Raw genomic sequence first — 19,313 nt, 5'->3', positions numbered from 1 at the left:
GATGACGCGTCCTCTGGTTACCCTGCTGCTTGTGGGCGCGCTCGCGCTTTCCGCCGGCTGCTCGTCACTGAATCCTTTTGCCTCGTCGACGCCCAAGCCGGCCCAACTCGTCGCCTTCAAGCCTTCGGCCGAGCTGCATACGGTGTGGCAGGCGAAGATCGGCTCGTCGGGACCGTACGTGTTCCAGCCGGCCGTCGTCGGCGAGGAGGTCTATGCGGCGGCGCATGACGGCACGGTCGCGCGCTACCAGGATGGAAAAGCCGTGTGGACGGCGAAGGTCGGCAAGCGCCTGTCCGCGGGAGTCGGCAGCGACGGCCGCCTGGCCGTCGTCGTGACGACCGGCGGCGAAGTGGTCGCGTACGACGCCGCCACCGGCGCGCCGCGCTGGCGAGTTCCGGCAGGCGTCGAGGTCCTCGCCCCGCCCGCGGTCGGCGAGGCGGTCGTGGTCGTGCGCGCGTCGGACAGCCGCCTGATCGGGCTCGACGCCCGGGATGGCAGTCGTCGCTGGGTGTTCCAGCGGCCGACGCCGCCGCTGGCGCTGCGCAGTTTCGCCGGCATGACGATCGAAGGCGGCGTGGCGATCGTCGGCTATCCGGGAGGCAAGCTGGTCGCGGTCAATCTCGCGAACGGCGGGCCGATGTGGGAGCTGACGGTGGCGACACCGCGCGGCGCAACCGAGCTCGAGCGGGTTGCCGACGTCGTCGGAACGCCGGTGCTCGGCCGGCGGGAAGTGTGCGCGGTGGCCTACCAGGGACGCGCGGCGTGCTTCGACGCGAGCAACGGCAACGCGCTCTGGTCGCGCGAGTTCTCGAGCAGCGCGGGCATGGACCGTGACACGCGCTTTGTCTACATCACGGACGACAAGGACGCGGTCCACGCGCTGGATGCCGGCAGCGGCGCGAGCGCCTGGAAACAGGATGCGCTGGCGCGGCGAATGGTGTCGCGCCCGCTTGTCGCGGGCAATTTCGTCGCCGTGGGCGACAGGGAAGGTTACGTGCACCTGCTCGACCGCGAGAGCGGTGCCTTCGCGGCGCGAGCACGCGCCGACGACAGCGCGATCGTTGCCGATCCGCGCCGCTTCGGTGCACAGGGTTTTGTCATCCAGACGCGTGACGGCAACGTCCGCGTCTTTGAGGTCCGCTAGGCGGGAATGAGCGCTTGAAACCCACAATAGTTCTGGTTGGCCGGCCCAATGTCGGCAAGTCCACGCTGTTCAACCGGCTGACGAAAACCCGTGACGCACTCGTGGCCGACCAGCCCGGGTTGACGCGCGACCGCCACTACGGCATCGGCCGCGTCGGCGACCGCGATTATCTGGTCGTCGACACGGCCGGTTTCGATCCCGTGGCCAAGGACGGCATCATGCACGAGATGGCGCGGCAGGCCGAGCAGGCGATTGCCGAGGCCGACGCGCTGCTGTTCATGGTCGACGGCCGCAGCGGCCTCACGCCTCATGACGAGCAGATCGCCGCACGCCTGCGCCGCGCCGGGCGCCCGGTCTATCTCGTCGTCAACAAGTCGGAAGGCATGGAGCGGACGATGGTCGCGGCCGAATTCCATGCGCTCGGGCTCGGCGACCCGCTGCCGGTTTCCGCCTCCCATGGCGAGGGCGTGAAACAGCTCCTCGACCTCGTGCTCGGCGCCTTTCCGCCCGATGTCGAGCCCGAAGAGGACGAGGGGCGCACGCCGCGGATCGCGATCGTCGGCCGTCCGAACGTCGGCAAGTCGACCTTCGTCAACAGCCTGCTCGGCGAGGAGCGCGTCATCGCGTTCGACATGCCGGGCACGACACGCGATGCGATCGCGATCCCGTTCGAACGGGACGGGCGCCGCTATACGCTGATCGATACCGCCGGCCTGCGCCGGCGCGGCAAAGTCTTCGAGGCGGTCGAGAAGTTCTCGGTGATCAAGACGCTGCAGGCGATCGAGCAGGCGAACGTGGTCGTCCTGGTGCTCGACGCATCGCAGGACATTTCCGACCAGGACGCGCATATCGCGGGATTCATCCTCGAGGCGGGCCGCGCGCTGGTCGTCGCGGTCAATAAATGGGACGACGTCGACGACTACCGCCGCGAGCTCATCAAGCAGGATCTCGCCCGCAAGCTCAATTTCCTCTCGTTCGCACGCTTTCACTACATTTCGGCGCTGAAGGGGGCGGGCGTTGCCGCAGTCATGAAGTCGGTCGACGCGGCCTATGCCGCAGCGATGATCAACCTGTCGACCCCGCGCCTCACACGCACGATGCAGGCTGCGCTCGCGAAACAGGCACCACCGCGCCACGGTGTTTTCCGGCCGAAGATGCGCTATGCGCACCAGGGCGGCAACAATCCTCCAGTCGTCGTCATTCACGGCGCGGCACTCGATCATGTGCCGACCTCGTACGTGCGCTATCTCGAACGGACCTTCATGGAGGCGTTCAAGCTGCAGGGGACGCCGTTGCGGATACAATTCCGTACTGCGCACAATCCGTTTATAGGAAAAGAATAGGCTCCGCACCGGGAGGATGTGCCGGCGCCAATATTGCGGCGCAGCATAAAATCCTTTACATTCACAAGAAGATAGAGTTTCGAGGTTTTAAAATGAGCAATAAAGGGCAACTTCTACAAGACCCGTTTCTGAATACCCTGCGCAGGGAGCATGTGCCGGTCGCGATTTACCTGGTGAATGGCATCAAGCTGCAGGGCCAGATCGAATCCTTCGACCAATACGTCGTTCTGCTGAAGAACACCGTTACCCAGATGGTCTACAAGCATGCGATCTCCACGGTCGTGCCTGCACGTCCGGTCAATATCCAGCAGCAGGATTCGGGTGACGGCAATAGCTGAGCCCCGACCCATCGAGCGGTCATTCCCGGCTTTGTCGAGTCTCCATGTTTGAGCGTCCTGCTGCCGGTGAGCGGGCCGTTCTTGTTCAACTCGATCTGAATCAGGGCGCACTCGACGAGCGCCTTTCCGAACTCAGGCTGCTCGCCGTCAGCGCGGGCGCGAGTGTCGAAGCGGTCATCGGCGGGCGGCGTGCGAAGCCCGATCCGGCGTTGTTCGCCGGGCGCGGGAAAGTCGACGAGATTGCCGAGACGTTGCGCGTTCATGACGCCAATCTCGTCATTTTCAATCATGCGCTGTCGCCGGCACAGCAGCGCAACCTCGAGCGTTCGCTCGAGTGTCGTGTCATCGACCGCACCGCGCTGATCCTCGACATCTTCGCGCAGCGCGCGCGCAGCCACGAAGGCAAGCTGCAGGTCGAACTCGCGCAGCTCGACCATCTGTCGACACGGCTCGTCCGCGGCTGGACTCACCTCGAGCGGCAGAAGGGCGGCATCGGCCTGCGCGGGCCGGGCGAGACGCAGCTCGAAACCGACCGCCGCCTGCTCGGCACGCGGGTCAAGACGCTGAAAGAGCGGCTCGCCCGCATCGAGAAGCAGCGGCGCGTGCGCCGGCGCGGCCGGCTGGGGCGCGGCGTGTTGTCGGTGTCCCTCGTCGGGTACACCAACGCCGGCAAATCGACGCTCTTCAACGCGCTGACGAAAGCCGGGGCGTACGCGGCCGACCAGTTGTTCGCGACGCTCGACACGACCTCGCGCCGCCTGTATGTCGGCGAGGGAGGCAACGTCGTGCTCTCGGATACCGTCGGCTTCATCCGCGATCTTCCGCATTCACTGGTCGCGGCCTTTCACTCGACGCTCGAGGAAACCGCCAGTGCCGACCTGCTGCTGCACGTTGTCGACGCGGCCAGCGAGGATCGGGAGGCGCAGGTCGATGCGGTCAATCGCGTGCTCGTCGAGATCGGCGCGGGCGAGGTGCCGCAAATCATGGTGATGAACAAGATCGACCTCACCCAGGCCGAAGCGGCGGTCAATCGGGATGAGTATGGTAAGATCGACCGCGTTTTTTTGAGCGCCAGGACAGGCGAAGGACTGGGCCTGCTCCGCGATGCTCTGGCCGAAGCGGCACGCGCAGGCGCGGCTGCCCCGGAAGATCCTGCGGGATCTTCGCCGAATCTCACCGATATCGATCCTATTCAAACGTGATTACAGGCGTTCTAATGTCACTCAATGACCCTCGCTGGGGCAATCAGGGTAATGACGACGGCAAACGCGGCGACGGAAATCGCGGCGGGAACCAGGGGCCCCCGGATCTCGAAGACATCTGGCGTGATTTCAACCAGCGGCTGTCGAGCATGTTCGGCGGCAAGCGGGGGGGGCGCAACGGCGGCAGCGGTGGAGGGGGCGGCCCGCAGATGCCGCAGATTTCGTTCCGCCAGTTCGGCGGCGGAATCGGCGCGCTGCTGGCGCTCATCTTCATCGTCTGGCTCGCGAGCGGTTTCTACATCGTCGACGCGAACCAGCGCGGCGTCGTGCTGCGCTTCGGGAATTTCGTGCAAACCACCGATCCCGGCCTGCGCTGGCGCCTGCCTTATCCGATCGAGAGCAACGAGATTGTCGATCTGACCGGGGTGCGGACCGTCGAGGTCGGCTATCGCGGCACCGAGCGCAACAAGGTGCTGCGCGAGTCGCTGATGCTCACCGATGACGAAAACATCATCAATATCCAGTTCGCGGTCCAGTATGTGCTGAGCAGTCCCGAGAACTACCTGTTCAACAACCGCTTTCCGGACGAATCGGTGATCCAGGCCGCCGAATCGGCGATGCGCGAGATCGTCGGCAGAAGCAAGATGGACTTCGTGCTGTATGAAGGGCGCGAGCAGATCGCGGCGAGCGCCCACGAACTGATCCAGAAAATTCTCGATCGTTACGAAACCGGCATTCAGGTCAGCCGTGTGACGATGCAGAATGCGCAACCCCCGGAGCAGGTTCAGGCAGCCTTCGACGACGCGGTGAAGGCGGGTCAGGACCGCGAGCGCGCGCGCAACGAGGGCGAGGCCTACGCGAACGACGTGATACCGCGCGCGCGCGGGACGGCATCGCGCCTCATCGAGGAGGCGAACGCCTATCGGGAGCGGGTAATCGCCAATGCCCAGGGCGAGGCCAGCCGCTTCACGCAGGTGCTCGAAGAATACCGGCGCGCGCCGGAGGTGACGCGCGAGCGGATGTATCTGGACACGATGCAGCACGTGATGTCGAATTCCAGCAAGGTCATGGTGGATGCGAAGGGCAACGGAAATCTTCTCCTGATGCCGCTCGACAAGCTGCTGCAGGGCGTCGGAACAGCGCAGTCGGCGCAGGAGCCGGTGACTTCATCGCCCGCGGCCCCGGCCGCACCGGCCCCGACACCGCGGGCCGACAGTTCTTTTGATGCCCGCAGCCGCGATGTGTTGCGTGACCGTGAGCGGGGAGAGCGTTGATGCGTGACAAGATGTCGCTCGTTGCGGGCGCGCTGCTGTTTATCGGCGTCCTTGCGTCAATGACGCTATTTACCGTCGATCAGCGTCAGTTCGCGGTCGTATTCCAGCTCGGTGAGGTCAAGGACGTCATCGACAAGCCGGGCCTGAACTTCAAGTGGCCGATGATCCAGAACGTGCGCTTTTTCGACCGCCGCATCCTGACAATGGATACGCCGGAGCCGGAGCGCTTCATCACCGCGGAGAAGAAGAACGTCCTCGTCGACCACTTCGTCAAGTGGCGGATCATCGACCCGAAGCTCTATTACGTGTCGGTTGCCGGTGACGAGGCGCGCGCGCGCATCCGCCTGCTGCAGACGGTCAATTCGGGACTGCGCGAGGAATTCGGTCGGCGCACCGTGCATGACGTGGTGTCCGGCGGGCGCGACCAGATCATGGAGGACATGCGCACCCGTGCCGACGAGGACGCACGCAAGATCGGCGTCCAGATCCTCGATGTGCGGCTCAAGCGGGTCGATCTGCCGCTCGAGGTGTCGGAGTCGGTCTATCGCCGCATGGAGGCGGAGCGCAAGCGCGTCGCCAACGAGCTGCGCTCCGAAGGCGGCGCAATTGCCGAGAAGATACGTGCCGACGCGGATCGTCAGCGCGAAGTCATCATCGCCGAGGCGTACCGCGACGCGCAGCAGTCCAAGGGTGCAGGCGACGCCAAGGCGACCAGCATCTATGGTGAAGCGTACGGCCGGAATCCCGAGTTCTACTCGTTCTACCGCAGCCTCGAGGCCTACCGTCAGACCTTCGCCAGCAAGAACGACCTGCTGGTCGTAGACCCGAGTTCGGAGTTTTTCAGATTCATGAAGGATTCCGGCGGGGGCAGCAAGAACTGAACGGATGGGCAACACCTTGTTGATGGCCTTCGCACTGATGCTGGTGATCGAAGGCATCCTGCCCTTTGTCGCGCCGGCCGCCTGGCGCGAAACTTTTTTGCGGCTGGCGCAAATGGCTGACGGTCAGATCCGGTTCATCGGACTGTCGTCGATGCTGACCGGCGTCCTGCTGCTGTTTCTCCTTTCCTGACTATCATGCGCTGGGTTCTTCCCGATCACATCCAGGACGCGTTGCCGGCCGAGGCAGACAAGATCGAGCGTCTGCGCCGTCGCCTGCTCGATGCGTTCCGCTCCCACGGCTATCAGCTGGTGGTGCCGCCGCTGCTCGAATATCTCGACTCCCTGACGACCGGAGCCGGGCAGGACCTCAAGCTGCGGACTTTCAAGCTCGTCGACCAGTTGTCCGGCCGCACGATGGGCGTGCGCGCCGACATGACGCCGCAGGTCGCGCGCATCGACGCGCACCTGTTGAACCGCCGCGGCGTGTCGCGGTTGTGCTACTGCGGCAGCGTCCTGCATACCCTGCCTTCGACGCTTACCGCGACGCGCGAGCCGCTGCAGCTCGGCGCCGAACTGTACGGCCATGCCGGCCTCGACGCCGACATCGAAATCATCCGGCTGCTCGCCGAGGTGATGCGCCTGGCCGAGGTGCCGGCGAGCCGCATCGACCTCGGGCATGTCGGTCTGTTCCGCGTGCTCGCCGCGCGTGCCGGGATGGTGCCGGGGCGCGAGGAGGAACTCTTCGACCTGCTCCAGGCGAAGGACCTGCCGGACCTGCGTGAGCTCGTCGCCGGCGTCGCCGAGCCGGTGCGCTCCGCACTGCTCGCGTTGCCGGGCCTCTACGGCGGCGCCGAGGTGCTCGACGAAGCGCGCGCGTGCCTGCCTGACGACGCCGAGATCCGGGCGGCGCTGGACGATCTGGGTCGTCTCGCCGCGGCGCTCGGCGATCTGCCGATCAGCTTCGATCTGGCGGATCTGCGCGGCTACCATTACCACAGCGGGGTCGTGTTTGCGGCTTACGGCGGCGGCTCGCCGGCGGCACTCGCGCTCGGCGGGCGTTACGACCGCATCGGAGAGGCCTTCGGCCGCGGACGGCCGGCCACCGGCTTCAGCCTCGATCTGCGCGAACTGGCGGTGCGCCTGGCCGATCCGGTGCAGCCCGGCGCGATCCTTGCGCCGGCCGACGGCGACGCCGCGCTGGCCGCGGTCGTCGCACAATTGCGCAGCCGGGGCGAGGTCGTGATGACCGAGCTCCCCGGACATGACGGAAGCTGGAACGAGGCCGGTTGCGATCGGCAACTGATCAGGCGTGAGGGCCGCTGGACGGTCGAATCGCTTCAGGGAGAATGAAGTAAATGGCTAAGAACGTAGTGGTTGTCGGCACCCAGTGGGGCGACGAAGGCAAGGGCAAGATCGTCGACTGGCTGACCGATCATGCGCGCGGCGTGGTGCGCTTCCAGGGGGGGCACAACGCCGGTCACACGCTGGTGATCGGTGCAAACGAATACAAGCTGAACCTCGTGCCGTCGGGCATCGTCCGTGAAGGCGTTGCCTGCTACATCGGCAATGGCGTCGTGCTCGACGCGCACCACCTGCTGTCCGAGATCCGCACGCTCGAGGCCGGCGGCATCAGGGTGCGTGACCGGCTGCGCATCAGTCCGGGCTGCCCGCTGATCCTCGGCTACCATGCGGCGCTCGATCGCGCGCGTGAGGCGGCGAAAAGCGCGGGCGACAAGATCGGCACGACCGGCAAGGGCATCGGCCCGGCCTACGAGGACAAGGTCGCACGGCGCGCGCTGCGCGTATATGACCTGTTCGACCGCGAGCGCTTTGCCGCGAAACTGCGCGCGAACCTCGACTATCACAACTTCGTGCTGACGCAGCACCTCGGTGCCGAAGCGGTCGAGTTCGATCCGGTGTTCGAGCAGGCGATGGCCGATGCGGAAGAGATCCGGCCGATGGTCGCCGACGTCTCCGCCGAGCTGTACGCGGTCAACAAGTCCGGTGGCAGCCTGCTGTTCGAAGGCGCGCAGGGCACGCTGCTCGACATCGACCACGGCACCTATCCGTTCGTCACCTCCAGCAACTGCGTGGCGGGCCAGGCGGCGGCGGGCTCGGGCGTCGGTCCGGGGCGCCTGCATTACGTGCTCGGGATCACGAAGGCCTATTGCACGCGCGTCGGCGGCGGGCCGTTCCCGACCGAACTCGACATCGAGACCGCCGGCACGCCGGGACAGCAGATGTCGTCGAAAGGGCGGGAGTTCGGCACCGTGACCGGGCGCAAGCGCCGCTGCGGCTGGCTCGACCTCGCGGCATTGAAGCGCTCGATCATCATCAATGGCGTAACCGGCCTGTGCATCACGAAGCTCGACGTGCTCGACGGCCTGCCGGAGCTGAAGCTGTGCACCGGCTACATGCTCGACGGCCAGCGCATCGATCTGCTGCCGATGGGTTCCGAGGAAGTTACGCGCTGCGAGCCGATCTTCGAGACGATGGCGGGCTGGAGCGGCACGACTTTCGGCGCGCAGAGCTGGGATGCGCTGCCGCAGGAAGCGCGCGCGTACCTGCACCGCATCGAGGAGATCTGCGAGATTGCGATCGACGTGATCTCGACCGGTCCCGAGCGCGACGAAACGATCCTGCGCCGCCATCCGTTCGGTGCCTGAGAGCGGGAGTCCCGACGCTCGCGGAGGGCTGGAAAAAGCAAAAGCCGGTCGAATGACCGGCTTTTGCTTGGATCTGGTGCCCAGAAGAGGACTCGAACCTCCACGCCTCGCGGCGCTAGTACCTGAAACTAGTGCGTCTACCAATTCCGCCATCTGGGCAGGCGGACGGAGTATACCGGCAAGTCTGATTTTGGCAAAGCGGGTCGCCGATGCCCGCCTGCAACGACTGTATGACAAGAAGGACAGGCAACAAAAAAGCCGACTCAAGGTCGGCTTTCCTGCAGAACTGGTGCCCAGAAGAGGACTCGAACCTCCACGCCTCGCAGCGCTAGTACCTGAAACTAGTGCGTCTACCAATTCCGCCATCTGGGCAAGAGCCGCGCATTATAAGCATCAATTAGAGAATGTCAATGACTACAAGACCAAAAAATTCCAGACCGAAAACGAAGAGTCCTGCCGCCCCTGCCGGGAGCCACTCGCCGAGTAATATTCGGCGCGCCGATCCGTTCTTCGAGCGCGAGTCGGCGGAGTACGAGAATCCGCTGCCGAGCCGCGAATATGTCGAGCAGACGCTCGCCGAACAGGGCGTGCCGATGAGTTTCGCGGAGCTGTGCAGTGCGCTGGACGTCACCGCCGACGAAGCGCCGCTGTTCGAGCGCCGTCTGCGCGCGATGGAGCGCGATGGCCAGGTGATCCGCAACCGGCGCGATGCCTTCCTGCTGCCGGACAAGGCGGACCTGATCCGCGGCCGCGTCGCGGGGCATGCCGACGGCTTCGGCTTCCTGATCCGTGACGACGGGCAGCCTGATGTCTTTCTCGGGCCGAAGGAAATGCGCGAGGTGCTGCACGGCGACCGTGTGATCGCCCGTGTCACCGGTGTCGACCGGCGAGGCCGGCCCGAAGGGAAGATTGTCGAAGTGCTCGAACGCGCGAACACCCGCGTCGTCGGGCGCGTGCTCGATGCGCACGGCGTCCAGGTGGTCGTGCCGGAAAACCGCCGTCTCGCCCAGGACATCCTGCTCGCCCCGGGGGGCAAGAAGGCGGTGCCGGGCCAGGTCGTGACCGTCGAGCTGGTCGTACAGCCGACGAAGTTCGCGCAGCCGATCGGCAAGATTGTCGAGGTGCTCGGCAACTATGCCGATCCCGGCATGGAAATCGAGATCGCGCTGCGCAAGCACGAACTGCCGTACGAGTTTTCGCCCGAAGCAAAGGCCGAGACACGCAAGCTGCCGCTCAAGGTGCGCAAGAAGGACTGGACCGGTCGCGAGGACATCACGAACCTGCCTCTGGTGACGATCGACGGCGAGACGGCGAAGGACTTCGACGATGCGGTGTATTGCGAGCGCCAGGGCCGGGGCTTCCGGCTCATCGTCGCGATCGCCGACGTGTCGCACTATGTGCAGACCGGCAGCGGTCTCGACGGGGACGCCCAGGACCGCGGCAACTCGGTGTATTTCCCGCGCCGCGTGATCCCGATGCTGCCGGAAAAGCTCAGCAATGGCCTGTGCTCGCTGAATCCGCAGGTCGAGCGCCTGTGCATGGTGTGCGACATGAGCATCTCGCCGACCGGCGCGATCAAGGCATACCGCTTCTACCCGGCAGTGATGTTCTCGCACGCGCGGCTTACCTACAACCAGGTCGCCACCGCGCTGTATGAGCAGGATCCTCGCGCGCGCGATGCGGCCGGCTCGCTGCTGCCGCACCTCGAGAACCTCGACAAGCTGTTCCGCGTGCTGCTCAAGGCACGGGCGAAGCGCGGCGCGATCGACTTCGAGACGACCGAGACGCGGATGATCTTCGACGATACCGGGAAGATCGAGCGCATCGTGCCGGAAGTGCGCAACGACGCGCACCGCCTGATCGAGGAATGCATGCTGGCGGCGAACGTCTGCGCGTCGGAATTCCTGCAGACTCGCGAACATCCGGCGCTGTACCGGGTGCACGAGGGGCCGACGCCTGAGAAGCTCGAGAAGCTGCGCAACTTCCTTGCCGAGTTCGGCCTCGGCCTGGGCGGCGGCGATGAGCCGAAGGCGGGCGATTACGGCAAGCTGCTCGAGAAGGTCAAGGAGCGCCCGGACGCGCAGCTGCTGCAGACGGTGATGTTGCGTTCGCTGCGCCAGGCAGTGTATAGCCCGGACAACGTCGGCCACTTCGGCCTCGCGTACGAGGCCTACACGCACTTCACGTCGCCGATCCGGCGCTACCCGGACCTGCTCGTGCATCGCTCGATCAAGGCCGCGCTCGAGAGCCGGACGTACGAGGCCGGCGACTGGGACCAGATCGGCCTGCACTGCTCGGCGACCGAGCGGCGCGCCGACGAGGCGACGCGCGACGTCGTCGCATGGCTGAAGTGCTATTACATGCGGGACAAGGTCGGCGAGGAATTTTCCGGCAGCGTATCGGCGGTGGTACCCTTCGGCCTCTTCGTCGCCCTCGACGACATTTTCATCGAGGGGCTGGTGCATATCTCGGATCTGGGTAGCGACTATTTCCACTATGACGAAACGCGCCACGAACTGGCCGGCGAGCGCACCGGGGCGCGTTACCGGCTCTCCGGCCGCGTACGCGTGCAACTGGTGCGTGTCGATCTGGAGACGACAAAGATCGATTTCCGCCTGATCGAAGGGCCGCAACGGCCGACCGAACGGGTCGGCAAAACCGGCAAGGAGCGCAAGCGGGCCGAGATGCTCGAGGCCGGTGAGGTGGCCGAGGTCGTCCAAGTCGATGAGGTCGCTACCGTGGTCGTCGATGCGCCCGTTGCCGCCCGGGGTGGACGCGGACGCAAGCAGGTCGCCGCGCTGTTCCAGCCTCCTGGCGCGGTCACGGCTGATCAGCAGGCGGCATCGCCGCAAGAGGGGGGCGCGAAGAAGCCCCGCAAGGCGAAAACGGCCGGCGAACCGGCCACCGATAAACCCGCAACAGGCAAAAAGAAAGGCACAGCCCGTGGCTAACAAGCCCTCAAGCAATCAACGCCCGATCCACACGACGGCAGCTGGCAGGCGCCCGGCGCATCAGCGCGACGCCGGCCCCGCCGCGAACAGCCGGGGCCCGACACGAACTCACGAGGAGTCCGACGCGGGAGACGCTCCCGAGGCGCCTGCGGCCCGTGAAGGCCGGGGAGAGTCGCGGCTGATCTACGGTTTCCATGCCGTGCTCGGCAAGCTGAGACGCGACCCGGAGGCGGTGTTCGAGCTTTATCTATCCGCACAGCGCACCGATGCGCGTGCGAAAGACGTCGTCCGGCTCGCCGAGTCGCAGAACGTGCGCCTGATCCAGGCTGAGGCGGAGCGTCTTGACGGCATGGTCGGCACACGCCGCCACCAGGGGGTCGTCGCCCGCGTCGATGCGCGCAGCCGCGAGCTGAAACTCGCCGACGTCCTTGAAGTGCTGGAGGAAAATGCGCTGATCCTGGTGCTCGATGGCGTGCAGGACCCGCATAACCTCGGCGCCTGCTTGCGCGTCGCGGACGCCGCCGGCGCGCACGCGGTCGTGGCGCCGAAGGACCGCGCGGTCGGCCTCAACGCGACCGCGATCAAGGTCGCCAGCGGCGCGGCGGACAGCGTGCCGTACGTCACCGTGACGAATCTCGCCCGCGCGCTGCGCGAAATGCAAGAAGCGGGCATCTGGGTCGTCGGTGCGGCCGGCGAAGCGGATAAATCGGTGTACGAAGTCGACCAGAAAGGGCCGGTCGCGTGGGTTCTCGGCGCCGAAGGCGACGGCCTGCGCCGGCTCACGCGCGAGACCTGCGACGAACTGGCGCGCATCCCGATGCTCGGCACCGTCGAGAGCCTGAACGTCTCGGTCGCGAGCGGCATCTGCCTGTTCGAGGCGCGGCGCCAGCGCGGACACTAACCCCCCTTTGTCAACAACGCGCTGCCAATCACCGCGATCTTGAGGGTGTTGCGCGCACGAGTGATTGATGTACAAAGCGCAGTTCCAGCAAAACGCCTGTGGTGGAGATCTTGGTCCTTCGGACTTCTTTCCGGACTCTCATGATGCTTGGTCCAAGGTCTAACGTAATCGCTCAGGGGCGCGACGCTTGCGGAGCGTCCCGTGCAGCGTCTGGTTGGGCTGACCGCTCGTAAACGAGGCGGCTTCCGCCGGCGAGCCCTGCGTGAACAACCGGCGTATCAATGGCGTCCCCGTGCCACTGCAGGTCGACTGTGAGTGGAATGTGCGACGAAATTGACGTGCGAAGGTGGGCCGCTTCGGCAATCCAAGTGGCAAGAGGGCCGGAGTCACCCCGCCGTGGGGTGAGTTCAATGGCGACATCGAGATCGCTGTCGCATTTGGCGTTGCCCTTGGCACGACTTCCAAACAGGTACGCCTTCTCGACAATAGGCTGTGACTTGGCCCACGAGGCGACCATTTCGGAGAGTGCCTCAATAGAAATCACCGTCTGTCCTTGTATCGAACGGCGTCACCGACACAAACAATCGACGACCAGCAATTGTTTACCCAGTCCATGCCGGAGTTGTCTTGACAGACTACGTTGACGACTGCATCAGCATCAAGTGAAGCGGCTCGTAGCTTCACTCCTTCAATTGCCTCGGCCTCGGTGAGTTGTTGGCGTTGATAAGCATTGCGATGGCACGAAATCCCCTTAACGGCACCGAGAATGGTATGCGACCGTGTAGTCGCGCCACGCACAACCTCCATCGAGGCAACCCCGGCACGTTGATCGCTCGTAAGGGTTCCAACATCAGGATTGGTAGCGCACCCAGTTGAGATTACGAGCGTCAGAAGCATGACAAACAATGGAGTCTCATGTCGAATACGCATCTTTCGCTCTCCTGGTGCCAACGTGAAAGCTCAGCCGCGGCGTAGCCGTCGGCTGCAGCGCCGGGTTGGACGAAGCCGCTACGCGGAGGAAACCCCGGTGCTGCAGTCGTGTTGAAGTCAAGATGCCGCCTCGCCCCTCAGTCGAGGGATATTCATGACGAATGCGAGGTTGCCGCAAGATGGAAGACATGTTCGCTGTCGCAGCTACGATCTTCGACAAGAACTACGCGCTGCACCAGAAGCGCCTGAAGCTCAAGGGCTTGCAGCCGAAGACGATCGAGGCGTATTCGCGCGCCATCCGCCGGGTTGGAGACTACTTTGATCATCGAACCGACGATCTGACCGAGGCCGACCTGATGGATTACTTCACCGACCTGCGCGAGACGCACTCGTGGAGTTCGGTCAAGCTCGATCTGTATGGTCTCAAGTTTTATCACGAGCACGTGCTGAAGAAGCCCTGGGTGGCGCCGGGTCTGATCAAGCCGCCGCGGTCACAGCGCCTGCCGGACATCGTCACGGTCGAGGAGACCGAGCGGATTTTTCTGGCCACGCAGGTACTCAGTTACCGCGTCTTTTTCTCCACCCCTCTATAGTCTCGGCCTGCGCCTGGGCGAAGGGCTGCGGCTGACGGTCGCGCTCGCCGACGACGCCCGCTACAACCACTACCGGCACGAAGTGCTGAGTTTCCTGCACGAGAAGCAGCGCAAGGTGGAGAGCATCGCCGTGCGCCGCGCCGGCGTCGAACCGGAAAGCCGGCGCTGATGCATGCATGAGGAGCGCGCCTGTCGGTGCCTCGCGCAATGTTGTGGTGCAGCATGCCGAACGATGCACCGGATTGGTGACCCCGATGTGAGCCGGTAATCGCCTCTTTCGATTGCTGTTTGTCTGAAAATTACATTTAAAACAATGTGTTGGTGTATTTAAACGAAGCTGGCACCGGTCTTGCGATAACTGAAATACAGGTCGGGGCAATGAGGCTCCGGTGCAGCGCCTGACGCAATGCATGCGGACCACGGCGTGCGTCGCTTCTCCCGAAGGGGAGCTTCCGGGGGCATTTGGTGCGGCTTCCTTTTTTCGTTTTTGGAGTTCGATCATGGCCAACGTGTTGATCGTCGGAGCCGGACCGGGCGCAGTGGATCTGCTGACGTTGCGTGCCGCCCGCGCGCTCGGGGAGGCCGACGAGGCGCTCGCTGACGGGCTGGTCGGCGCCGACGTGCTGGCGCTCGCGAAAAGCGGCACGACCCTCGTGATCCACCTGGGGCTCGCGCGGCTGCTGAACATCGTCGCGCGGCTTATCGCCGCGGGCCTGCCGCCGGATACCCCTGCGGCGGCAATCACCTCCGGCCCGACCGACATGCAAGGGCACCTCGCGGCGACGCTCGCCGAACTGCCGGCGCGCGTCGCCGCGGAAGGCTTTGCTTCGCCCGCGATCGTCGTTATCGGTGACGTCGCCGCGCTCGCCGGCATCCCGGCACGCCGGGCAGCCTGAATGAATTCGCAAGGAGATATGGCATGAAGAAAATGAAACTCGTGATGATCGGCAACGGCATGGCCGGCGTGCGCACGCTCGAGGAACTGCTCAAGCACGCACCCGACCTCTATGACATCACCGTGTTCGGCGCCGAGCCGCATGGCAATTACAACCGCATCCTGCTGTCGCCGGTACTCGCCGGCGAGATGACGCTGCCGGAGATCATGCTCAACGATCTCGACTGGTACCGCGACAACGGCATTACGCTCCACGCCGGCAAGCTGGTCACGAAGATCGACCGTGTGCGTCGGCGTGTCGTCGCTTCCGATTCGATCTCCGCCGAGTACGACCGCCTGCTCATCGCCACCGGCTCGACGCCGTTCATTCCGCCGATCCCCGGCAAGGACCTGGCGGGCGTCCTCGCGTACCGCGACATCGCCGACACCGAGGCGATGATCGACGCGGCCGCCCGCTACCGGCACGCGGTCGTCATCGGCGCGGGCCTCCTCGGCCTCGAGGCCGCGAATGGCCTGATGTTGCGCGGCATGGACGTGACCGTCGTGCATCTGGCGGACTGGATCATGGAGCGCCAGCTCGACCGCGCCGCCGCGGACATGCTGCAGGCCTCGCTCGAAGCGAAGGGCATGAAGTTCCTGCTGTCAAAGCAGACCGACGCGCTCGTCGAGGGTGAAGATGACGACGGCAACAGCGGCCGCGTGGCCGCGGTACGCTTCAGGGACGGCGGCGAGATCCCGGCCGACCTCGTCGTCGTCGCCGCGGGCATCCGCCCGAACTACGCGCTCGCCGAGTCCGCGGGCCTGTACTGCGGCGAAGGCCGCGTGCGCGGCATCGTCGTCTCCGACACGATGCAGACGATCACCGATCCGCGCGTCTACGCGGTCGGCGAATGCGTCGCGCATCGCGGCATCGCCTACGGGCTGGTGGCGCCGCTGTTCGAGCAGGGCAAGGTGTGTGCGAACCACCTCGCGAACTTCGGCATCGGCCGCTACGAGGGCTCGGTGACCTCGACAAAGCTCAAGGTGACCGGCATCGATGTGTTCTCGGCCGGCGATTTTTCCGGTGGTGCCGACACCGAGGAGATCGTGCTGCACGACAGGCAGGGCGGTGTCTACAAGCGCATCATCCTCAGGAACAACCGCATTGTCGGCTCGGTGCTGTACGGCGACACCGCGGATGGTGCGTGGTACTTCCAGCTGATGAAGGACGGCCAGGACATCGGCGCGATCCGCGACCACCTGATGTTCGGCCAGAACCACCTCGGCGACGCGGGCCACAAGGGCGAGCACAAGGCGGTTGCGATGCCCGATAGCGCCGAAGTGTGCGGCTGCAACGGCGTGTGCAAGGGCACGATCGTCAAGGCGATCCAGGAGAAAGGCCTGTTCACGCTCGACGACGTCAAGAAGCACACGAAGGCGGCCTCCAGTTGCGGCTCGTGCACCGGGCTTGTCGAGCAGATCCTCGCCTCGACGATCGGCGGGGCCTACCAGGCGGTCAGCGCGCACGACAAAGCGGTGTGCGGTTGCACGGAGCTGTCGCACGGCGACGTCAGGAAGGCCATCCGCGACCACAAGCTGCTGACGATCCCCGACGCGATGGACATGATGGCGTGGAAAACGCCGAACGGCTGCGCGACCTGCCGCCCGGCGCTGAACTACTACCTGATCTCGACCTGGCCGCACGAGGCGAAGGACGATCCGCAGAGCCGCTTCATCAACGAGCGCGCGCACGCGAACATCCAGAAGGACGGCACGTACTCGGTCGTGCCGCAGATGCTCGGCGGGCTGACGACGCCGGCCGAGCTGCGCCGCATTGCCGACGTCGCCGAGAAGTACAACGTGCCGACGGTGAAAGTCACCGGCGGCCAGCGCATCGACCTGCTCGGCATCAGGAAGGACGACCTGCCGAAAGTGTGGAAGGACCTCGGCATGCCGACCGGCCACGCCTACGGCAAGAGCATCCGCACCGTGAAGACGTGCGTCGGCGCCGAGCACTGCCGCTTCGGCACGCAGCGCTCGATGGCGATGGGCGTCGATCTCGAGCGCATGCTGTTCGGCATGTGGAGCCCGCACAAGGTCAAGCTCGCGGTGTCCGGCTGCCCGCGCAACTGCGCCGAATCCGGCATCAAGGACGTCGGCGTGATCGGCGTCGATTCCGGCTGGGAGCTGTACGTCGCGGGCAACGGCGGCATCAAGACCGAAGTCGCGCAGTTCCTGTGCAAGGTCGCGACGCGCGAGGAAGTGCTCGAGTATTCCGCAGCGTTCCTGCAGCTCTACCGCGAGGAAGGCTACTACCTCGAACGCACTGTGCATTACGTGCACCGCGTCGGCCTCGAGCACGTCAAGAAGCGCGTCGTTGAGGACGCGGCGAACCGGAAGGCCCTGTACGAGCGCCTGCTGTACGCGGTGCAGGACTACAAGGACCCGTGGGCCGAGCGCTACGCGGCCGATGCGGCACCGGCGCTGCGCGCGCAATTCGAAACCCTGGAAGCGTGAGAAAGACGATGAATGCCATGACCCTTCGCAAGACCGATGCCGATACCGATGCCGGCTGGAAAACGATCTGCGCGCTCGACGACATCCCGGTGCTCGGTGCGCGCGTCGTCGCCTCGAAGAGCGGCGACATCGCGATCTTCCGCACCGCCGACGACGAGGTCTTCGCGATGCACGACAAATGCCCGCACAAGAACGGCCCGCTGTCGCAGGGCATCGTGCATGGCCGCCAAGTCACGTGCCCGCTGCACGGCTGGAAGATCCAGCTCGACAGCGGCGAGGCTGCCGCGCCCGACGTCGGCTGCACGAAGCCGTTCGCAGTGAAGCTCGTCGACGGCCAGGTGCTGCTGAAAGTCTGAGCGCCGGGGCCGGAAGCCGTGCTACGCGCGCTCCGGCCCGGCATGACACTGCCCCGCGCATCCCAACCCCGTCAGCGACCCAACGACCCATTCGAGGTTCGAGAAATGAACAAAGACTTCCTCAAAGCCGGCCATCCGCCAACCCTGCTCGCGGCTTTCCTGTATTTCGACCTCGCCTTCATGGTGTGGGTGATCCTCGGGCCGCTGGGCGTGCAGATCGCCGCCGACCTCGGCCTCGACCACGCGCAGAAAGGCCTGATGGTCGCGATCCCGGTGCTCGCCGGCGCGATCCTGCGGATCTTCATGGGCGTGCTCGTCGACCATCTGAAGCCGAAGATGGCCGGCGCGATCGGTCAGGTCATCGTCATCGCGGCGCTCGCCTTCGCGTGGCAGTTCGGCATCCACAGCTTTGAGCAGACGCTCGTGCTCGGCGTCTTTCTCGGCGTCGCCGGCGCCTCGTTCGCAGTCGCGCTGCCGCTCGCGTCGCGCTGGTATCCGCCGCAGCACCAGGGCACCGCGCTCGGCATCGCCGGCGCCGGCAACTCCGGCACCGCGCTTGCGGCGCTGATTGCGCCGGGGCTTGCCGCGGCCTACGGCTGGACGAACGTGTTCGGCCTCGCGCTGATCCCGCTCGTGCTGGTGTTCGTGTTCTACCTCGTCGTCGCGAAGGACGCGCCCGAGTGCCCGCCGGCGAAGCCCCTCGCCGAGTACTTCAAGGTGCTGAAGGACAAGGACGCGTGGTGGTTCATGTTCTTCTACGCGGTCACCTTCGGCGGCTTCGTCGGCCTGGCGTCGTCGCTGACGATCTACTTCAATACCCAGTATGGCCTCGACGCGAAGATGGCCGGCTACTTCACCGCCGCGTGCGTGTTCGCCGGCTCGATGGTGCGTCCGATCGGCGGCGCGGTCGCCGACCGCATCGGCGGCATCAAGAGCCTGTCGGTGATGTACGTGCTCGCGGCACTGTTCCTCGGCATCGTCAGCGTCGGCTTGCCGGCGGCGTGGATGGCGCTGATGGTGTTCGTCGCCGCGATGCTCGCGCTCGGCATGGGCAACGGCGCGGTGTTCCAACTCGTGCCGCAGCGCTTTCGCAAGGAGATCGGCGTGATGACGGGACTCGTCGGCATGGCCGGCGGTGTAGGCGGTTTCTATCTCGCGTCCTCGCTCGGCTACGCGAAACAGGCGACCGGCAGCTATCAATCCGGGTTCCTGATCTTCGCCGCCCTTGCGCTCGCGGCGCTGGTCGGGCTCACCGCGGTCAAGACACGCTGGCGCACGACGTGGGGTGCGGCCCACCTGACGTCGGCGAAAATCTGAGTCTGAGGCGTTCGGGGAGAAGCGGC

19 protein-coding genes and 2 tRNA genes are annotated in these 19,313 nt (G+C 65.3%); 16 read left to right on the top strand and 5 right to left on the bottom strand.

Features of this window, described 5'->3' with window-relative positions:
- The first annotated feature begins 1 nt into the window (after position 1).
- From bamB to pbN1_RS05335, 9 genes are all read left to right on the top strand, one after another.
- Positions 2–1,144: an outer membrane protein assembly factor BamB gene (gene bamB / locus pbN1_RS05375; protein ID WP_169201131.1), complete on the top strand. Its 1,143-nt coding sequence runs from the start codon at positions 2–4 to the stop codon at positions 1,142–1,144.
- A 14-nt stretch (positions 1,145–1,158) separates the two neighbouring features.
- Positions 1,159–2,487, top strand: a complete 1,329-nt coding sequence (der, locus tag pbN1_RS05370; protein WP_169201132.1) for a ribosome biogenesis GTPase Der — start codon at positions 1,159–1,161, stop codon at positions 2,485–2,487.
- Positions 2,488–2,579: 92 nt separating this feature from the next.
- A complete protein-coding gene (gene hfq / locus pbN1_RS05365; protein WP_026295813.1) occupies positions 2,580–2,825 on the top strand; it encodes an RNA chaperone Hfq in 246 nt (81 codons plus the stop codon).
- A gap of 44 nt (positions 2,826–2,869) precedes the next feature.
- Entirely contained in the window at positions 2,870–4,027 is a 1,158-nt protein-coding gene (gene hflX, locus pbN1_RS05360) for a ribosome rescue GTPase HflX (protein ID WP_169201133.1), read from the top strand.
- 14 nt (positions 4,028–4,041) lie between these two features.
- The gene (gene hflK / locus pbN1_RS05355) at positions 4,042–5,301 is read left to right on the top strand and encodes an FtsH protease activity modulator HflK (protein WP_169201134.1); all 1,260 of its coding nucleotides are present in this window, start codon (positions 4,042–4,044) and stop codon (positions 5,299–5,301) included.
- Positions 5,301–6,182, top strand: a complete 882-nt coding sequence (gene hflC / locus pbN1_RS05350; protein ID WP_169201135.1) for a protease modulator HflC — start codon at positions 5,301–5,303, stop codon at positions 6,180–6,182. Before hflK ends, hflC begins: the two co-directional genes overlap by 1 nt.
- Positions 6,183–6,186: 4 nt before the next feature.
- On the top strand, positions 6,187–6,372 hold the full coding sequence (locus pbN1_RS05345; protein WP_169201136.1) for a DUF2065 domain-containing protein: 186 nt from the start codon (positions 6,187–6,189) through the stop codon (positions 6,370–6,372).
- A 5-nt stretch (positions 6,373–6,377) separates the two neighbouring features.
- Entirely contained in the window at positions 6,378–7,532 is a 1,155-nt protein-coding gene (locus pbN1_RS05340) for an ATP phosphoribosyltransferase regulatory subunit (protein WP_169201137.1), read from the top strand.
- Between the two features lie 5 nt (positions 7,533–7,537).
- Positions 7,538–8,848 carry an adenylosuccinate synthase gene (locus tag pbN1_RS05335; RefSeq protein ID WP_169201138.1) on the top strand — a complete coding sequence of 437 codons (1,311 nt, stop codon included), beginning with the start codon at positions 7,538–7,540 and terminating at the stop codon, positions 8,846–8,848.
- Between the two features lie 74 nt (positions 8,849–8,922).
- On the opposite strand, the gene pbN1_RS05330 is transcribed toward pbN1_RS05335, so the two are convergent.
- Positions 8,923–9,007 (bottom strand) — tRNA-Leu (locus tag pbN1_RS05330).
- Between the two features lie 128 nt (positions 9,008–9,135).
- A tRNA-Leu gene (locus pbN1_RS05325) sits at positions 9,136–9,220 on the bottom strand.
- A gap of 38 nt (positions 9,221–9,258) precedes the next feature.
- On the opposite strand from pbN1_RS05325, the gene rnr reads away from it, so the two are divergent.
- Positions 9,259–11,799 carry a ribonuclease R gene (rnr, locus tag pbN1_RS05320; protein ID WP_211161322.1) on the top strand — a complete coding sequence of 847 codons (2,541 nt, stop codon included), beginning with the start codon at positions 9,259–9,261 and terminating at the stop codon, positions 11,797–11,799.
- Positions 11,800–11,977: 178 nt separating this feature from the next.
- The gene (gene rlmB / locus pbN1_RS05315; protein ID WP_169201190.1) at positions 11,978–12,700 is read left to right on the top strand and encodes a 23S rRNA (guanosine(2251)-2'-O)-methyltransferase RlmB; all 723 of its coding nucleotides are present in this window, start codon (positions 11,978–11,980) and stop codon (positions 12,698–12,700) included.
- A 172-nt stretch (positions 12,701–12,872) separates the two neighbouring features.
- Here rlmB and pbN1_RS21115 read toward each other — a convergent pair whose 3' ends face one another.
- Both pbN1_RS21115 and rcsF read right to left on the bottom strand, forming a co-directional pair.
- Positions 12,873–13,217 carry a nucleotidyltransferase family protein gene (locus tag pbN1_RS21115; RefSeq protein WP_425305766.1) on the bottom strand — a complete coding sequence of 115 codons (345 nt, stop codon included), beginning with the start codon at positions 13,215–13,217 and terminating at the stop codon, positions 12,873–12,875.
- 23 nt (positions 13,218–13,240) lie between these two features.
- On the bottom strand, positions 13,241–13,597 hold the full coding sequence (gene rcsF, locus pbN1_RS21110; protein ID WP_425305765.1) for an Rcs stress response system protein RcsF: 357 nt from the start codon (positions 13,595–13,597) through the stop codon (positions 13,241–13,243).
- 212 nt (positions 13,598–13,809) lie between these two features.
- Between rcsF and pbN1_RS05300 the strand changes: the two genes are divergently transcribed.
- Positions 13,810–14,223 (top strand): site-specific integrase, encoded by a 414-nt coding sequence (locus pbN1_RS05300; protein ID WP_169201141.1) that lies wholly within the window; start codon positions 13,810–13,812, stop codon positions 14,221–14,223.
- On the opposite strand, the gene pbN1_RS05295 is transcribed toward pbN1_RS05300, so the two are convergent.
- Positions 14,189–14,401: a hypothetical protein gene (locus pbN1_RS05295; protein ID WP_210147666.1), complete on the bottom strand. Its 213-nt coding sequence runs from the start codon at positions 14,399–14,401 to the stop codon at positions 14,189–14,191. The two genes, pbN1_RS05300 and pbN1_RS05295, sit on opposite strands and share 35 nt — an antisense overlap.
- 322 nt (positions 14,402–14,723) lie before the next feature.
- Between pbN1_RS05295 and pbN1_RS05290 the strand changes: the two genes are divergently transcribed.
- The 4 genes from pbN1_RS05290 to pbN1_RS05275 all read left to right on the top strand — a co-directional run bounded on the left by pbN1_RS05290 (position 14,724) and on the right by pbN1_RS05275 (position 19,287).
- Entirely contained in the window at positions 14,724–15,119 is a 396-nt protein-coding gene (locus tag pbN1_RS05290; RefSeq protein ID WP_169201142.1) for an SAM-dependent methyltransferase, read from the top strand.
- A 23-nt stretch (positions 15,120–15,142) separates the two neighbouring features.
- Positions 15,143–17,614 (top strand): nitrite reductase large subunit NirB, encoded by a 2,472-nt coding sequence (gene nirB, locus pbN1_RS05285; RefSeq protein ID WP_169201143.1) that lies wholly within the window; start codon positions 15,143–15,145, stop codon positions 17,612–17,614.
- Positions 17,615–17,631: 17 nt separating this feature from the next.
- Positions 17,632–17,970 (top strand): nitrite reductase small subunit NirD, encoded by a 339-nt coding sequence (nirD, locus tag pbN1_RS05280; protein ID WP_169201144.1) that lies wholly within the window; start codon positions 17,632–17,634, stop codon positions 17,968–17,970.
- Positions 17,971–18,075: 105 nt separating this feature from the next.
- Positions 18,076–19,287 (top strand): nitrate/nitrite transporter, encoded by a 1,212-nt coding sequence (locus tag pbN1_RS05275; RefSeq protein WP_169201145.1) that lies wholly within the window; start codon positions 18,076–18,078, stop codon positions 19,285–19,287.
- Positions 19,288–19,313 lie beyond the last annotated feature (26 nt).

The sequence above is a fragment of the Aromatoleum bremense genome (genome assembly GCF_017894365.1).
In the GTDB taxonomy this organism is placed as follows: Bacteria; Pseudomonadota; Gammaproteobacteria; order Burkholderiales; family Rhodocyclaceae; genus Aromatoleum; species Aromatoleum bremense.
This window is presented reverse-complemented; position numbering and strand designations above follow the sequence as displayed.

Coding starts and splice junctions, on each gene's coding strand:
- nirB (WP_169201143.1), top strand. CDS start 15,143: ATGAAGAAAATGAAACTCGTGATGATCGGCAACGGCATGGCCGGCGTG.
- pbN1_RS05335 (WP_169201138.1), top strand. CDS start 7,538: ATGGCTAAGAACGTAGTGGTTGTCGGCACCCAGTGGGGCGACGAAGGC.
- pbN1_RS05275 (WP_169201145.1), top strand. CDS start 18,076: ATGAACAAAGACTTCCTCAAAGCCGGCCATCCGCCAACCCTGCTCGCG.
- pbN1_RS21115 (WP_425305766.1), bottom strand. CDS start 13,217: ATGGTCGCCTCGTGGGCCAAGTCACAGCCTATTGTCGAGAAGGCGTAC.
- pbN1_RS05300 (WP_169201141.1), top strand. CDS start 13,810: ATGGAAGACATGTTCGCTGTCGCAGCTACGATCTTCGACAAGAACTAC.
- pbN1_RS05340 (WP_169201137.1), top strand. CDS start 6,378: ATGCGCTGGGTTCTTCCCGATCACATCCAGGACGCGTTGCCGGCCGAG.
- pbN1_RS05295 (WP_210147666.1), bottom strand. CDS start 14,401: ATGCATGCATCAGCGCCGGCTTTCCGGTTCGACGCCGGCGCGGCGCAC.
- hfq (WP_026295813.1), top strand. CDS start 2,580: ATGAGCAATAAAGGGCAACTTCTACAAGACCCGTTTCTGAATACCCTG.
- hflX (WP_169201133.1), top strand. CDS start 2,870: ATGTTTGAGCGTCCTGCTGCCGGTGAGCGGGCCGTTCTTGTTCAACTC.
- rnr (WP_211161322.1), top strand. CDS start 9,259: ATGACTACAAGACCAAAAAATTCCAGACCGAAAACGAAGAGTCCTGCC.
- pbN1_RS05290 (WP_169201142.1), top strand. CDS start 14,724: ATGGCCAACGTGTTGATCGTCGGAGCCGGACCGGGCGCAGTGGATCTG.
- rcsF (WP_425305765.1), bottom strand. CDS start 13,597: ATGCTTCTGACGCTCGTAATCTCAACTGGGTGCGCTACCAATCCTGAT.
- hflK (WP_169201134.1), top strand. CDS start 4,042: ATGTCACTCAATGACCCTCGCTGGGGCAATCAGGGTAATGACGACGGC.
- pbN1_RS05345 (WP_169201136.1), top strand. CDS start 6,187: ATGGGCAACACCTTGTTGATGGCCTTCGCACTGATGCTGGTGATCGAA.
- hflC (WP_169201135.1), top strand. CDS start 5,301: ATGCGTGACAAGATGTCGCTCGTTGCGGGCGCGCTGCTGTTTATCGGC.
- bamB (WP_169201131.1), top strand. CDS start 2: ATGACGCGTCCTCTGGTTACCCTGCTGCTTGTGGGCGCGCTCGCGCTT.
- nirD (WP_169201144.1), top strand. CDS start 17,632: ATGACCCTTCGCAAGACCGATGCCGATACCGATGCCGGCTGGAAAACG.